Here is a 15,999-nt window from a genome sequence, read left to right as displayed (position 1 = left end):
CATGGGAGAGGCTATTGTCGTCACTTCAGGCAAAGGCGGAGTTGGAAAGACAACCACTACTGCTAATATAGGTACCGCGCTCGCGCTTCTTGGTAAGAAAGTCTGTCTAGTCGATACAGATATCGGTTTACGTAATCTGGATGTTGTAATGGGGCTGGAAAACCGGATTATTTATGATCTTTGTGATGTAGCGGATGGTCGTTGCCGTTTAAATCAAGCACTAGTCAAAGATAAACGGTTTGATGAGTTATACATGCTTCCAGCTGCGCAAACAAAAGATAAAAATTCTGTATCACCAGAACAAGTCAAAGAAATCATTTTAGAGCTCAAAAAAGACTTTGACTATGTAGTGATTGATTGCCCGGCAGGTATAGAGCAAGGATTCAAAAATGCGATTGCAGGTGCAGATCAAGCGATCGTTATGACAACGCCCGAAAATGCTTCTGTTCGAGATGCAGATCGAGTGATCGGATTACTTGAAAATTCACATATTACAGCACCCAAATTGATTGTGAACCGTATTCGTCAAAGTATGGTCAAATCAGGAGATATGCTGGATATTGATGAAGTATTACAAGTGCTGAATATTGATCTTTTAGGTGTTGTACCGGATGATGAAATGGTGATCAAAGCTGCCAACTCAGGGGAACCTACAGTCATGAATCCTGAATCCAAAGCAGCGATTGCTTATCGTAATATTGCTCGTCGTATTTTAGGTGACACAGTTCCTTTGATGCCACTGGATCAAAAGAAAAGTGCATTCACTCGCTTTAAGAAGTTTTTTGGAATGGGTTGATCGATTTTGCTTAACAAGCTAAAAAAGCTAGACTTGGGTATTATTACTTTACTCGTTGTTTTTATGGTGTTTAGCACGTTGATCGTGCGCAGTGCAATTGCTCCTGATCCCAAATTTCAGGGCTATGATACGCGGACGATCATTTTCTATGTCATCGGGTTTATCGTTTTATTTGCAGTCAGTATATTTGATTATCGCATCTTATTACGCAAACACTGGTATTTATATGGCTTAGGTTTACTTTCGCTGTTGTTATTGTATCCGTTTGGTTCAGAGATTAATGGTGCCAAAAGCTGGTATGCTTTTCCAGGAGGGTTACAATTTCAACCTGCCGAAATGGTCAAAATTGTGCTTATCTTAACGATGGCTCATATGTTAAGTAAAAGAGACGGAGATCCTCTTCGATTTCGTTCTGATCTGATACCAACGGCTTTTATTGCATTGGTACCTTTTCTGATTGTATTGATTCAACCCGATTTGGGAAATGCGATTATCTATCTTATTATACTGGTAGGTATGTTGTGGATCGGTAACACCAAATATACCCATGTACTCATTGGAATAACGACAATTGTAGGTGGACTCATATTGGTTGTAGTGATGTTTACTACCTTTAATACACAGATTCATGATTACTTAGAAAGCCATAGTAAGTTGCACTGGTATCAACGTATCAATACATTTATAGATCCAGCCCAAGCTTCAGATGATGATAAGCATCAATCTAGTTATGCATTGATTGCTGTAGGATCAGGCGGTTTGCTAGGCGACGGTTATATGAATGGACAATTAAAAAATAATAAATTTGTACCTTATCCGTATTCAGATTCTATTTTTGTTGTTATTGGTGAAGAATTTGGGTTTATCGGAGCATCGATATTATTACTTTTGTATTTCTTACTCATCTATAGGATGATTTTGATTGCATTGCAGTGTTATGATCGGCGAGGTTCATATATTATTATCGGAATTGTCAGCATGTTCGTATTTCAGATTTTTGAAAATGTGGGTATGATGATTGGTCTGATGCCTATTACAGGAATCACGTTACCATTTATTAGCTACGGCGGTACTTCATTGCTTTTGAATATGTTTAGTATCGGGCTTGTCCTTAGTATTAAGATTTATCAAGAAAAATACGAATTAGAATAGCCGGTACCGGAAGGTGCCGGTTTTTTGTTAACACTATAGTGATGATGAAACTTTTTACTTACAGATAACGTCTAGACATCAAGGGAACTTATAAGGTTCGTTAGATAAATAGTAGCCTTGATGAGAGATAGAGGTGGAACATATAGTGAAGCAAATGATTGTAAACTGTGGTGTCAAAGATACACGTATGGTACTGCTTGATAATAGTAAATTAGTTGAATTTGCTTCAGAACAATCATCAGGTAGCGGAATTGCTGGAAGTTTTTATAAAGGAAAAGTGATGAATGTTCTGCCGGGGATGCAAGCTGCATTTGTAGATATTGGTCAGAAGAAAAATGCTTTTCTATATATTGATGATGTTTTGCATGCTCATTTAGATAAACAACCGAAAGTCAAACCAAGTATTGCTGATCTATTAAAACCTGGTCAAGAAATACTAGTACAGGTGACCAAAGAACCTTATGCGAACAAAGGGGCACGTATTACCACTCATTATTCATTGCCAGGGCGATGGATTGTCTATATGCCGGAAGCTGACTATATTGCTGTATCCAAAAAGATCAGTACCGATGGAGAGCGGGCAAGATTACGTCAATTGGGTTCACATTTGAAGCAAGGTGAAGAAGGGCTTATTTTACGTACTGTAGCTGAAGGAGAAAATGACGAAGCCATTACAAATGATCTGAATACACTAAGACAACACTGGCAACATATTCGTGAATCTTTTGTTCAGAAATCGGCTCCAGCAGAATTACATCGTGATCTAGGGATGGTGGAACGATTAATTCGTGATGTATTTAATCCATTACAAGATCAATTGATTATTGATAACCAAGAGCGAGCTACTTCTGCTATTCAATTTCTGCAAACCTTACTTCCTGCTGGAGTACAACCACCGGTATCTATTTATACAGAGAAAGAGCCTTTATTCCATGCAATGAATATACACGAACAATTGCATCGTGATTTTCAACGTAAAGTATGGTTGCAAAGTGGCGGTTATATTGTATGGGATCAGACAGAAGCTTTTACGGTGATTGATGTAAATACAGGTAAATTCACAGGTGGAATCACACTGGAAGATACAGTAACGCAGACTAATCTTCAAGCAGCTTCAGAAATTGCACGATTGCTTCGGCTACGGGATACCGGTGGAATCATTATTGTGGATTTTATAGATATGGATAATGAAGCTAATCGCCGATCAGTAGTAGAAGCTTTAGAACAGATCTTACAAAGAGATCGGACCAAAACTCATATTGTTGGATGGACACGATTAGGACTTTTAGAATTAACTCGTAAAAAAGTTCGCGAAGAAACAGGTGGCTTTTCATATGAGACCTGTACCGTCTGTCAGGGAACCGGTAAAATAGCATCATGGATAAAAGATTGATTTCTTAAAATGGCTGTGATAGAATAGTCAAGTATGTGTCTGGTTCATAAGCTTTTCACATGCTGTAACCGCTCCGATGGGGTCACAAGCTTATACGTTGTAGAACGTATGACACCTGCATTAGGCGAGTCTGAGACATGAGGAGGTGCAATTCAAATGTACGCAATTATCGAAACAGGTGGTAAACAATACAAAGTTCAAGAGGGCGACGTATTGTTCATTGAAAAGTTGGACGCTAATGATGGCGACAGCGTAACTTTCGACCGTGTTCTAGCAGTATCTAAAGAAGATGGTTTGGTAACTGGTTTACCGTTGGTAGAAGGTGCTTCTGTAACAGCGACTGTCGAGAAACACGGCAAAGGAGCTAAGGTTGTAGTTTACAAATACAAACCTAAGAAGAACTATCACGTGAAACAAGGTCATCGTCAACCATATACAAAAGTAACTATCGGAAAAATCCAGGCATAAGAAGGTGCGGTAATTGATTATCGTGCGAATCGAACGTAGACCAGATGGTACGATTGATGGTTTTTCATCCCGAGGACATGCCGGTTATGCCGATCCTGGTGAAGATATTGTCTGTGCTGCTGTTTCCGCTATAACAATCGGAACAGTGAACTCAGTTGAAGCTTTAACAGGAGTAGTCATGAAATCAAGAATGAAAGACGGGTTTCTAAGTGCGCGTTTACCGAAGCTTTCGGAAAATGCAAATGTGGAACAGATTCAACTGTTACTTGAATCTATGCAGGTTATTCTTATTGGAATTGAAGATGAATATGATAAGTATATAAAAATAAAGCAAGTCACAATCTCGTAAGAAGGAGGTAGACCACATGTTAAAAATTAATTTGCAGTTATTCGCATCGAAAAAAGGTGTAGGTTCCACAAAAAACGGACGTGATTCTCACTCCAAACGTTTGGGAGCAAAACGTGCTGATGGACAATTCGTAACTGGTGGTAATATTTTGTTCCGTCAACGCGGTACAAAAATTCACCCAGGAACTAATGTAGGCATCGGTAAAGACGATACACTATTTGCAAAAGTGGACGGCGTTGTTAAATTCGAACGTTGGGGCCGCGACCGTAAAAAAGTGAGCGTCTACCCGGTTGACGTTGCACCAGTAGCAGCAGCAATCGAAAATTAATCATAAACCTGATAGGTTAGATTAGATAAGCCTCCGGTACTTGATGTGCCGGGGGCTTATTATATTTGCATATAAGTTGGACGTTAACGTAATTTTTAGTATAATAATGTCATAAAATTCTGCGCTATATGTTATACTTGTTCTTGGTTAAAAAGCCATTGAAAGAATGGAGAGAAACCATGAAGCAATCCAATCAAGTACCCACGCTTTTACTTATTTCTATTATCATCCCATTAATTATTGCTTATTGGACGCAATCTTGGATTGCTTACATTGTACTCGGCATCTGGATTGTTGCAGCCTATGCAAAAGGTGTACAATATACACGTCGTTTTTATGAAAAGCGTGAGCAAGTGCAACTTGGAGAATACCATAACGGACAATCCAAAATGGCTGTGAAAAAGAAACAGTATCAAGCAGAACATCAAAAACAACGTGCAGTCATTGACCAAGCTCATACAGAATTAGATGAAGTCTATGCAGTAGCAGTTGATGCTTTAAGCCATCATCGGCATGACTGGATGAATGAACTCCAATTATTGTACGGTTATGTTCAATTAGGCAAACGTGATAAGCAAGTCGAATGTGTTGAAAGAATTAAAGAGCAAATGCTAGCAGAGAGTCGCGTTTCCAAACTGGGTATTCATTCCCTTGTTTTTTATTTACAATCTTTTAAAGCGGTGAATCGTTCGATTCAATTAGAAGTTGAATTAAATGACGGAATCACGCTTGCAGATCGATTGGGAACGGAACAGAGTGAGGAATTGACCCGAGTCATCAAAGAGACGGTCTCTGCATATGAGCAATTTGGTGGATCGTCCTGGGGTGAGTGCCCCACACTATTTCTGATGGTGAGCGAATATGAAGGAGCAGTTCATTTTATATTTGAGCCAGAAGAAGAGTATCCTAATCCTGATGGAGTATGGGAAGCTATTGATTTGATTGTTCAAGACACCCAGATCACAGCAACTCGAACGGAAGAAGATCCTGCCTCCATTTCTCTGCAAGTGTTAGTGGATTCTAAAAATTAGAGGTGTAATCATGTTTGTAGATAAAGCGAAGATTTATGTAAAAGGCGGTGACGGTGGAGATGGTATTATCTCTTTCCGTCGTGAAAAATATGTACCTAACGGCGGCCCGGCAGGTGGCGACGGTGGACGTGGTGGAGATGTCATTTTTCGTGTAGATGAAGGTTTGCGAACATTGATGGATTTCCGGTACCAACGTCATTTCAAAGGCGAACGTGGCGTTAAAGGTCGTAATAAAAGTCAGCATGGTGCGAATGCAGAACATACGATTGTTCGTATTCCTCCAGGTACAGTGATTTTGAATGATGATACAGGCGAAGTGATTGCAGATTTGACTCGTCACGGTCAAGAGATCGTTATTGCTAAAGGTGGACGTGGCGGACGTGGTAACGTTCGTTTTGCTACAGCAGCGAATACAGCTCCTCAAATCGCTGAAAATGGTGAAGAAGGACAAGAACGTTATATCGTACTTGAACTTAAAGTAATGGCTGATGTAGGGTTAGTTGGTTTTCCAAGTGTAGGTAAATCTACACTGTTATCTGTAGTATCTGCTGCTCAGCCCAAAATTGGCGCATACCATTTTACAACAATCACTCCGAACTTGGGTGTGGTTGATGTAGGAGATGGACGCAGTTTTGTGATGGCTGATCTACCTGGATTGATTGAAGGTGCACATGAAGGCATAGGGCTTGGACATGAATTTTTACGTCATGTTGAACGTACGCGTGTAATTATTCATGTGGTAGATATGTCCGGTTCAGAAGGACGCGATCCATTTGAGGACTGGCAGAAAATCAACGAAGAATTAAAACTGTATAATGCAGAACTTGAAAATCGTCTACAAATTATTGCAGCTAATAAAATGGACGATCCACAAGCTCAAGAAAACTTAGAAGAATTCTCTAAAAAAGTACGTGAAGTTCGTTCAGATATTGAAATTCTTCCTATTTCTGCGTTGACTCGTGATGGTATTCAAGAAATGCTTTACAAAACAGTCGATATGCTTGATAAATTACCAGATGCAGTAGCGGTAGAAGAAGTAGAACAAATTGCTGAACGTAAAGTGTACACGTTAGAAAAGAAAGAAGACGATGGCTTTATTATTCGTCGCGAGAACGATACTTTTGTTGTGGAAAGTGCCAAAATTGAGAACATGATGAAACGGATGCAGTTGAACTCTCATGATGCTATTCTCAAATTAGGACGTACACTTCGTCATATGGGTGTAGATAGCGAACTTCGTCAACGTGGTGCGAAAGATGGCACATTAGTACGTATCGGTGAGCTTGAATTTGAATTTGTTGAAGGTAGTAGTTACTTCTAAGCGCAATCTATATCACTATCAAAAACCGGACATGGATCATCATGTTCGGTTTTTTTGTTATGATTTTAGAAGAAAGCTAATCGTTTTGCTCTATAAAATAGGTAAGGAAATAATATTAGAAAAGTTGTGCAAAATGACCTTTCTTCGTAATATAGTTGCCTAACACGAATGGTTACTTTATAATGTCCACTATACGAATACATGAGTCTTTGAGGAGAGGACGTTGTGAAAGAGCGCTATTATTTAGTTCGAGAAGATATTTTACCAGAAGCAGTGATCAAAACGATGCGTGTGAAAGAACTGCTTGCTGCTGGAGAGACTCGGACGATTAACGAAGCAGTCGAAAAAGTTGGTTTAAGCCGGAGTGCTTTTTATAAATACAAAGATGGGATTCATCCGCTTAACCGTTTGGAAAAAGATCAGATTATTACGATCTCATTTGATTTAGAGCATCGTTCCGGTATTTTGTCTCATGTACTGGGTCTGATGGCAGAGTACGGTGGGAATGTATTAACAATTCATCAAAGTATTCCTCTTCAAGGTCGAGCGAATGTGGTACTCTCTGTAGAGATTTCTCGCTTAACAGAAGATTTGGAAACGATGGTAGAAGCGATGGAAAATGTTCCGGGTGTCAAACAAATTCGGATTACCGGTCAAGGATAATCTTATCAGTGAATCTACTTTAATCTAGAAGCAATATAGGATAAGCTACAATAAAATAAATATCCTATAATAAAAGCTTGCTAACGAATAGTTCCAGGAGGGAAACAACATATGAAACCAGTAAAAGTAGGATTGCTTGGACTCGGTACAGTAGGTACAGGAGTTGTACGTATCGTAGAAGGAAATCAAGAAGATCTAAGCAGTCAGGTAGGATCGCCTATTCTGATTGGTAAAGTAGCTGTAAAAAATATAGACAAGCTACGCAATATCGAAATTGATCCGTCCAAACTTACAGAAGATCCATGGGAAGTTATTCGTGATCCTGAGATTGATGTCATTGTAGAAGTGATGGGTGGCATTGAACAGACCAAAGAATATATATTAGAAGCTTTAAATCTTGGCAAACATATCGTAACAGCTAATAAAGATTTAATGGCACTGCATGGCTCAGAGATTTTAGCCAAAGCTCAAGAAAAGCAATGCGATGTTTTCTATGAAGCTAGTGTGGCAGGTGGTATACCTATTATTCGTACATTAATCGAAGGATTCTCTTCTGATCGTATTATCAAAATCATGGGTATCGTTAATGGAACAACCAACTATATTTTAACCAAAATGAGTCAAGAAGGAGCTTCCTATGAAGATGTGCTTAAAGAAGCTCAAGAATTAGGTTATGCAGAATCTGATCCTACAGGTGATGTAGAAGGATTGGATGCTGCACGCAAAATGGCTATTCTCGGTACACTCGGATTCCGTACAAATGTAGATTTGAGTGATGTAAGTGTCAAAGGTATCTCTTCGGTAACCAAAGACGATATTACGTATGCCAAAAATTTGGGTTATGAAATGAAGCTAATCGGTATCGCCGATCGTCAAGATGAATATATTACAATCAGTGTGCAACCAACAATGATTAAGCAGTCTCATCCGATCGCTTCTGTAAATGGTGTATTTAATGCTGTAGTAGTACATGGTGAATCTGTAGGGGAAACGATGTTCTATGGAGCAGGGGCAGGAGAATTACCAACAGCCACATCCATCGTAGCTGATCTCATCGCTGTAATCAAAAATCTTAAATTAGGTGTAAATGGACTCAAAGCGATTGTTCCTTATAAGACGAAGAAACTACAAAGCGATGAACAAATCTTTTATAAAAACTTCATTTTGCTGCATGTAGATGATAAAGCAGGGGTACTCGCTCGAATTACACAGATTTTTGCAGAATACGATGTAAGTTTAGCTTCTGTTGTTCAACAACCTAATGAACATAATCCAGATGCAGAGATTATTATCATCACTCACAAAGCAAGCAAAGCCAATATGGACAAAGTACTTAAACATTTTGAACAGTTGGATGTTATTCAACGAATCAAAAGTGTATATCGTGTAGAAGATATTTAATTGTCTACCGATTCGTGGAATACATTTGAAGTAAGGAGTCATAGATTATGATAGAGCAAGACACTAAACAAGAACAATGGCAGAACCATACAGTACGTGTAGCTGTACCAGCAAGTACTGCTAACTTAGGGCCGGGATTTGATACATTAGGAATGGCAGTTAATCTATATTCTTGGATCGAGATGAAAGTGTCTACCGAGACCAAAATTACTTTACTAGGTGATGAGCTTTATGGTATTCCGACAGACAAAAGCAATCTGATCTACAAAATGGCACAATTGGTTTTTCAAAAAGCACAAGTAACTATCCCGGACTTAGAAATCACAATGTACTCTGATATTCCACTTACGCGTGGATTAGGAAGTAGTGCATCGGCATTTGTTGGTGGGCTATGTGCGGCTAATGCTTTAATCGGTTTTCCTTTAACAGACAAAGATATTCTGAATATATCAACTTCTATTGAAAAGCATCCTGATAATGTAGCGGCTTCCTTATATGGAGGGATAGTAGTAGCGACATGGGATGGGCAAGAAGCTAATTGTATTCAGATTACTCCACCAGAAGATTTGGAAACATTAGTTGTTATTCCAGAATTTCAACTATCCACTTCCAAAGCTCGTGAAGTATTACCGACCGGGTTATCTGTAGCAGATGCGATATTTAATATTAGTCGTAGCTCCTTATTAGTAGCTGCATTATCATTAGGCAAACTAGACATGATCAAAACAGGGATGCAAGATCGACTACATCAACCGTATCGTGCGTCGCTTGTACCTGGTATGCAGCAGATACTGGAGCAAGCTACAGAGCAAGGAGCATTAGGTATAGCGCTTAGTGGAGCAGGCCCTACAATGATCGCTTTTGTAGATCGTCATTCAGTGCAAAAAGAACAACTGGAGCAATATCTGGTAGATACAATGAAAGATCAAGGAATCAATGCACAGGCAATGTGGCTCAAGCCTGTAACTGAAGGTGTAATATACTATGATGATATAGAATCTCATTCATTCATGGATGTAATTAAAGGAGAAGTACGTTTATGATTCGTATAGCTGCTTTACCCTCTGGATCTGTTTCACATGAAGCACTTTTGCATCTACTAGGAGATCAGGAAATCGAGATCTCTCATCATAAGCTTATTGCAGATGTATTTCTTTCAACTGCTGAAGGGAAAACCGACTACAGCGTTATTCCGATTGAAAATACAATCGAAGGTTCTGTAAGTCTTCATATGGATTGGCTTGTACATGAAGTCGATATCCCAATGCAAGCAGAATGGGTGTATCCATCTATTCAGAATTTGATTGGTAATCGTGCTGAATTCAGCAATGAGAAAAATGAACTTGATTATAGTGGAGTGCAGAAAGTATTATCACACCCTGTAGCAATGGCACAGTGTCTTCACTTTATTCGAAAAGAAATGCCTCATGCAGAACTAGAGCATGTAGGCAGTACAGCAGAAGCAGTAGAGATGGTTAGCAAAAATGCAGGTAAAGGTTGGACTGCTATCGGCACTTCGTTGGGAGCACTTCGATATAATCTTGATATACTAGCCGATCGAGTGACAGACCATGATAACAACTACACACGATTTGTTTTGATCGGACAACAACCTGTTCATATTGAGCGAGCAGCAGATCATACCAAAACAAGTATATTAGTCACGCTATCAGAAGACTTTGCAGGAGCACTCCATCAGGTACTAGCTACGTTCTCCTGGAGAAAGTTAAATCTATCACGCATCGAATCTCGTCCAACCAAGAAGAAGTTAGGAAGCTACTATTTCTATTTGGATGTACTAGCGCCTCACGATTCAATTTTATTAACAGCAGCGATAGAGGAAATTATAGCTCTAGGTTGTCAGGTGAGAGTACTAGGTTCGTATCCTTGCTTTGAATACAACCTCGTATCCAAGTAGTATAGTTGATCTAAACGAATAGCATACCTTAGGGTATAGATATACCTTTAAGGTATGCTATTTTAGCTTTTAAAAATAATTCTAAAATAATGCTTGCTAAATAAATTCAACCATGATATATTATAAAAGTTGTCACGAACGAACGACAACACAAGCAACACATCATACGAAAACAACTTGAAAAAACACTTCAAAAAAAGTGCTTGCCAAGTGGTTGAAAACATGATATGATATAAAAGTTGTCACCGAGAAACAATGACAACGAAAAACGAAATGTTTGATCTTTGAAAACTGAACAACGAGTGAGTAAACAAAGGTCTTAGCCGACCTTTACAAAATAGAGAACTTCGGTTCTCGCCAGTTTCAATTGAGCAAGTCAAACACTTTATGGAGAGTTTGATCCTGGCTCAGGACGAACGCTGGCGGCGTGCCTAATACATGCAAGTCGAGCGGAGTTGAAGAGAAGCTTGCTTCTCTGATACTTAGCGGCGGACGGGTGAGTAACACGTAGGCAACCTGCCCTCAAGCTTGGGACAACTACCGGAAACGGTAGCTAATACCGAATACATGATTTGTTCGCCTGAACGAATCTGGAAAGACGGAGCAATCTGTCACTTGAGGATGGGCCTGCGGCGCATTAGCTAGTTGGTGAGGTAACGGCTCACCAAGGCGACGATGCGTAGCCGACCTGAGAGGGTGATCGGCCACACTGGGACTGAGACACGGCCCAGACTCCTACGGGAGGCAGCAGTAGGGAATCTTCCGCAATGGACGCAAGTCTGACGGAGCAACGCCGCGTGAGTGATGAAGGTTTTCGGATCGTAAAGCTCTGTTGCCAGGGAAGAACGTCCGGGTTAGTAACTGAACCCGGAGTGACGGTACCTGAGAAGAAAGCCCCGGCTAACTACGTGCCAGCAGCCGCGGTAATACGTAGGGGGCAAGCGTTGTCCGGAATTATTGGGCGTAAAGCGCGCGCAGGCGGCTTTTTAAGTCCGGTGTCACAGCCCAAGGCTCAACCTTGGGTCGCACTGGAAACTGGAGAGCTTGAGTACAGAAGAGGAAAGTGGAATTCCACGTGTAGCGGTGAAATGCGTAGAGATGTGGAGGAACACCAGTGGCGAAGGCGACTTTCTGGGCTGTAACTGACGCTGAGGCGCGAAAGCGTGGGGAGCAAACAGGATTAGATACCCTGGTAGTCCACGCCGTAAACGATGAATGCTAGGTGTTAGGGGTTTCGATACCCTTGGTGCCGAAGTTAACACATTAAGCATTCCGCCTGGGGAGTACGGTCGCAAGACTGAAACTCAAAGGAATTGACGGGGACCCGCACAAGCAGTGGAGTATGTGGTTTAATTCGAAGCAACGCGAAGAACCTTACCAAGTCTTGACATCCCTTTGACCGGACTAGAGATAGTCTTTTCCTTCGGGACAAAGGAGACAGGTGGTGCATGGTTGTCGTCAGCTCGTGTCGTGAGATGTTGGGTTAAGTCCCGCAACGAGCGCAACCCTTATGCTTAGTTGCCAGCACATGATGGTGGGCACTCTAAGCAGACTGCCGGTGACAAACCGGAGGAAGGTGGGGATGACGTCAAATCATCATGCCCCTTATGACTTGGGCTACACACGTACTACAATGGCCGGTACAACGGGAAGCAATATCGCAAGATGGAGCCAATCCTTAAAAGCCGGTCTCAGTTCGGATTGCAGGCTGCAACTCGCCTGCATGAAGTCGGAATTGCTAGTAATCGCGGATCAGCATGCCGCGGTGAATACGTTCCCGGGTCTTGTACACACCGCCCGTCACACCACGAGAGTTTGCAACACCCGAAGTCGGTGGGGTAACCGCAAGGAGCCAGCCGCCGAAGGTGGGGTAGATGATTGGGGTGAAGTCGTAACAAGGTAGCCGTATCGGAAGGTGCGGCTGGATCACCTCCTTTCTATGGAGAATCGTTTCCTGCAACGGAAACATTCGAACGTCTTTCTTTCGGGAAAGACAAACGCAGAACACTTCGGTGGATCTGTGGTCACCCAAGTGGTGACACACTCACTCGTTGTTCAGTTTTGAAAGAGTAAACCTCTTTCAGACTGTTGATCCTTGAAAACTGGATACCGAAAACGAAACATCGCGTTTTAGAAGGTTTCTTCTCTACGACTGTGTTAAACAGCAGTAGGCGAGAAATTGAAATACACCGTTTCTATTAATTTAGAAACACTTAGGTTAAGCTACTAAGAGCACACGGTGGATGCCTAGGCGCTAGGAGCCGATGAAGGACGTGGCGAACAACGATAAGGCCTCGGGGAGCTGTAAGCAAGCTGTGATCCGGGGATGTCCGAATGGGGAAACCTAACTGGATTCATCTCCAGTTACTCACACCTGAATACATAGGGTGTGCAGAGGCAGACGAGGGGAACTGAAACATCTAAGTACCCTCAGGAACAGAAAACAAGAGTGATTCCGTCAGTAGCGGCGAGCGAACGCGGAACAGCCCAAACCAATGAGCTTGCTTGTTGGGGTTGTGGGACGTCTCTTTGGAGTTACAAAGGAAGATGGTAGGCGAAGAGGTCTGGAAAGGCCCGCAAGACAAGGTGAAAGCCCTGTAGCTAAAATCATCTTCTCTCCGAGACGGATCCCGAGTAGTGCGGGGCACGTGAAACCCCGTATGAATCTGCCAGGACCATCTGGTAAGGCTAAATACTCCCTAGCGACCGATAGTGAAGCAGTACCGTGAGGGAAAGGTGAAAAGGACCCCGGAAGGGGAGTGAAATAGAACCTGAAACCGTGTGCTTACAAAAAGTCAGAGCCCGTTTAATGGGTGATGGCGTGCCTTTTGTAGAATGAACCGGCGAGTTACGTTCCCGTGCAAGGTTAAGGTGAAAAGCCGGAGCCGCAGCGAAAGCGAGTCTGAATAGGGCGACTGAGTACGTGGACGTAGACCCGAAACCAGGTGATCTACCCCTGTCCAGGGTGAAGGTACGGTAACACGTACTGGAGGCCCGAACCCACGCACGTTGAAAAGTGCGGGGATGAGGTGGGGGTAGCGGAGAAATTCCAATCGAACCTGGAGATAGCTGGTTCTCCCCGAAATAGCTTTAGGGCTAGCCTCGGAAGTTGAGTCGTGGAGGTAGAGCACTGATTGGATGCGGGGCCCGCAAGGGTTACCAAGTTCAGTCAAACTCCGAATGCCACAGACTTTATTCCGGGAGTCAGACAGTGAGTGCTAAGATCCATTGTCGAAAGGGAAACAGCCCAGACCATCAGCTAAGGTCCCCAAGTGTGTGTTAAGTGGGAAAGGATGTGAAGTTGCACAGACAACCAGGATGTTGGCTTAGAAGCAGCCACCATTGAAAGAGTGCGTAATAGCTCACTGGTCGAGTGACTTTGCGCCGAAAATGTAACGGGGCTAAACACACCACCGAAGCTATGGCTTGATACATTCGTATCAGGGGTAGGGGAGCGTTGAATGAAGATTGAAGGTGTACCGCAAGGAGCGCTGGACCTCATTCAAGTGAGAATGCCGGTATGAGTAACGAAAAGATCAGTGAGAATCTGATCCGCCGAAAACCCAAGGATTCCTGAGGAAGACTCGTCCTCTCAGGGTAAGTCGGGACCTAAGGCGAGGCCGAAAGGCGTAGTCGACGGACAACAGGTTGAAATTCCTGTACCACCGAAAGCCGTTATGAGCAATGGGATGACGCAGGAGGATAGTGACGCGGACTGATGGATGTCCGTTCAAGCAGTGAGGCTGGTATGTAGGCAAATCCGCATACCCCAAGGCCAGGCTGTGATGAGGAGCGAAAATTGTAGTAGCGAAGGTCATGATTTCACACTGCCAAGAAAAGTCTCTAGCCAGGAAGCAGGTGCCCGTACCGTAAACCGACACAGGTGGGTGAGAAGAGAATTCTAAGGCGCGCGGAAGAACTCTCGTTAAGGAACTCGGCAAAATGACCCCGTAACTTCGGGAGAAGGGGTGCCCCGGTAGTGTGAATAGCACGAGGGGGCCGCAGTGAAAAGGCCCAAGCGACTGTTTAGCAAAAACACAGGTCTGTGCGAAGCCGCAAGGCGAAGTATACGGGCTGACGCCTGCCCGGTGCTGGAAGGTTAAGGGGAGTGGTTAGCGCAAGCGAAGCTATGAACCGAAGCCCCAGTAAACGGCGGCCGTAACTATAACGGTCCTAAGGTAGCGAAATTCCTTGTCAGGTAAATTCTGACCCGCACGAATGGCGTAACGATTTGGGCGCTGTCTCAACGAGAGATCCGGTGAAATTTTAATACCTGTGAAGATGCAGGTTACCCGCGACAAGACGGAAAGACCCCATGGAGCTTTACTGCAACTTGATATTGAACTGGGGTGCGATTTGTACAGGATAGGTGGGAGCCGTAGACATCGGAGCGCAAGCTTCGGTTGAGGCGCCGTTGGGATACCACCCTGATCGCATTTGAGTTCTAACCTCGTACCGTGATCCGGTACAGGGACCGTGTCAGGTGGGCAGTTTGACTGGGGCGGTCGCCTCCTAAAGTGTAACGGAGGCGCCCTAAGGTTCCCTCAGAATGGTTGGAAATCATTCGAAGAGTGTAAAGGCATAAGGGAGCTTGACTGCGAGACAGACACGTCGAGCAGGGACGAAAGTCGGGCTTAGTGATCCGGTGGTACCGCATGGAAGGGCCATCGCTCAACGGATAAAAGCTACCCTGGGGATAACAGGCTTATCTCCCCCAAGAGTCCACATCGACGGGGAGGTTTGGCACCTCGATGTCGGCTCATCGCATCCTGGGGCTGAAGTAGGTCCCAAGGGTTGGGCTGTTCGCCCATTAAAGCGGTACGCGAGCTGGGTTCAGAACGTCGTGAGACAGTTCGGTCCCTATCTGTCGTGGGCGTAGGAAATTTGAGAGGAGCTGTCCTTAGTACGAGAGGACCGGGATGGACGCACCGCTGGTGTACCAGTTGTTCCGCCAGGAGCATCGCTGGGTAGCTACGTGCGGAAGGGATAAGCGCTGAAAGCATCTAAGCGTGAAGCCCCCCTCAAGATGAGATTTCCCAGTATGTAAGACCCCTTGTAGACGACGAGGTCAATAGGTTGGGGGTGGAAGTGCCGTAAGGCATGGAGCTGACCAATACTAATCGGTCGAGGGCTTATCCAATAAGCTAACACGCGATGGTTTTCGTTTTCGGATTCAGTT

12 protein-coding genes, 2 rRNA genes and 1 other annotated feature are annotated in these 15,999 nt (G+C 43.2%); all 14 genes read left to right on the top strand.

What is annotated here, in order from left to right; genetic code table 11:
- The first annotated feature begins 1 nt into the window (after nucleotide 1).
- The 14 genes from minD (at nucleotide 2) to PQ456_RS17115 (ending at nucleotide 15,960) form a co-directional block, all read left to right on the top strand.
- Nucleotides 2-796, top strand: coding sequence for a septum site-determining protein MinD (minD, locus tag PQ456_RS17180; protein WP_273613373.1), 795 nt, complete (start codon nucleotides 2-4; stop codon nucleotides 794-796).
- A 6-nt stretch (nucleotides 797-802) separates the two neighbouring features.
- On the top strand, nucleotides 803-1,948 hold the full coding sequence (locus PQ456_RS17175) for an FtsW/RodA/SpoVE family cell cycle protein (RefSeq protein ID WP_273613372.1): 1,146 nt from the start codon (nucleotides 803-805) through the stop codon (nucleotides 1,946-1,948).
- 145 nt (nucleotides 1,949-2,093) lie between these two features.
- Nucleotides 2,094-3,341, top strand: coding sequence for an Rne/Rng family ribonuclease (locus PQ456_RS17170; protein ID WP_273613371.1), 1,248 nt, complete (start codon nucleotides 2,094-2,096; stop codon nucleotides 3,339-3,341).
- Between the two features lie 56 nt (nucleotides 3,342-3,397).
- Nucleotides 3,398-3,483: a sequence feature (ribosomal protein L21 leader region), on the top strand.
- 14 nt (nucleotides 3,484-3,497) lie between these two features.
- Nucleotides 3,498-3,809 (top strand): 50S ribosomal protein L21, encoded by a 312-nt coding sequence (gene rplU, locus PQ456_RS17165; protein ID WP_204826684.1) that lies wholly within the window; start codon nucleotides 3,498-3,500, stop codon nucleotides 3,807-3,809.
- 13 nt (nucleotides 3,810-3,822) lie between these two features.
- The gene (locus PQ456_RS17160; protein WP_273613370.1) at nucleotides 3,823-4,158 is read left to right on the top strand and encodes a ribosomal-processing cysteine protease Prp; all 336 of its coding nucleotides are present in this window, start codon (nucleotides 3,823-3,825) and stop codon (nucleotides 4,156-4,158) included.
- A gap of 16 nt (nucleotides 4,159-4,174) precedes the next feature.
- Nucleotides 4,175-4,486 (top strand): 50S ribosomal protein L27, encoded by a 312-nt coding sequence (rpmA, locus tag PQ456_RS17155; RefSeq protein WP_069325503.1) that lies wholly within the window; start codon nucleotides 4,175-4,177, stop codon nucleotides 4,484-4,486.
- 179 nt (nucleotides 4,487-4,665) lie between these two features.
- Complete coding sequence (locus PQ456_RS17150; protein ID WP_273613369.1) at nucleotides 4,666-5,517, top strand: Spo0B domain-containing protein; 852 nt, start codon at nucleotides 4,666-4,668, stop codon at nucleotides 5,515-5,517.
- A gap of 10 nt (nucleotides 5,518-5,527) precedes the next feature.
- Complete coding sequence (gene obgE / locus PQ456_RS17145; protein WP_273613368.1) at nucleotides 5,528-6,838, top strand: GTPase ObgE; 1,311 nt, start codon at nucleotides 5,528-5,530, stop codon at nucleotides 6,836-6,838.
- A 225-nt stretch (nucleotides 6,839-7,063) separates the two neighbouring features.
- The gene (locus PQ456_RS17140) at nucleotides 7,064-7,501 is read left to right on the top strand and encodes an ACT domain-containing protein (protein ID WP_204826679.1); all 438 of its coding nucleotides are present in this window, start codon (nucleotides 7,064-7,066) and stop codon (nucleotides 7,499-7,501) included.
- Between the two features lie 111 nt (nucleotides 7,502-7,612).
- Nucleotides 7,613-8,902 carry a homoserine dehydrogenase gene (locus PQ456_RS17135; RefSeq protein ID WP_273613367.1) on the top strand — a complete coding sequence of 430 codons (1,290 nt, stop codon included), beginning with the start codon at nucleotides 7,613-7,615 and terminating at the stop codon, nucleotides 8,900-8,902.
- Nucleotides 8,903-8,949: 47 nt separating this feature from the next.
- Nucleotides 8,950-9,945 (top strand): homoserine kinase, encoded by a 996-nt coding sequence (gene thrB / locus PQ456_RS17130; RefSeq protein WP_273613366.1) that lies wholly within the window; start codon nucleotides 8,950-8,952, stop codon nucleotides 9,943-9,945.
- Nucleotides 9,942-10,820, top strand: a complete 879-nt coding sequence (gene pheA / locus PQ456_RS17125) for a prephenate dehydratase (RefSeq protein ID WP_273613365.1) — start codon at nucleotides 9,942-9,944, stop codon at nucleotides 10,818-10,820. Before thrB ends, pheA begins: the two co-directional genes overlap by 4 nt.
- Nucleotides 10,821-11,204: 384 nt before the next feature.
- Nucleotides 11,205-12,757, top strand: a 16S ribosomal RNA gene (locus PQ456_RS17120).
- 279 nt (nucleotides 12,758-13,036) lie between these two features.
- Nucleotides 13,037-15,960, top strand: a 23S ribosomal RNA gene (locus tag PQ456_RS17115).
- Together the 16S and 23S rRNA genes form the textbook arrangement of a ribosomal RNA operon.
- Nucleotides 15,961-15,999: the final 39 nt, after the last annotated feature.

The organism is Paenibacillus kyungheensis (assembly GCF_028606985.1).
In the GTDB taxonomy this organism is placed as follows: Bacteria; Bacillota; Bacilli; order Paenibacillales; family Paenibacillaceae; genus Saccharibacillus; species Saccharibacillus kyungheensis.
This window is presented reverse-complemented; position numbering and strand designations above follow the sequence as displayed.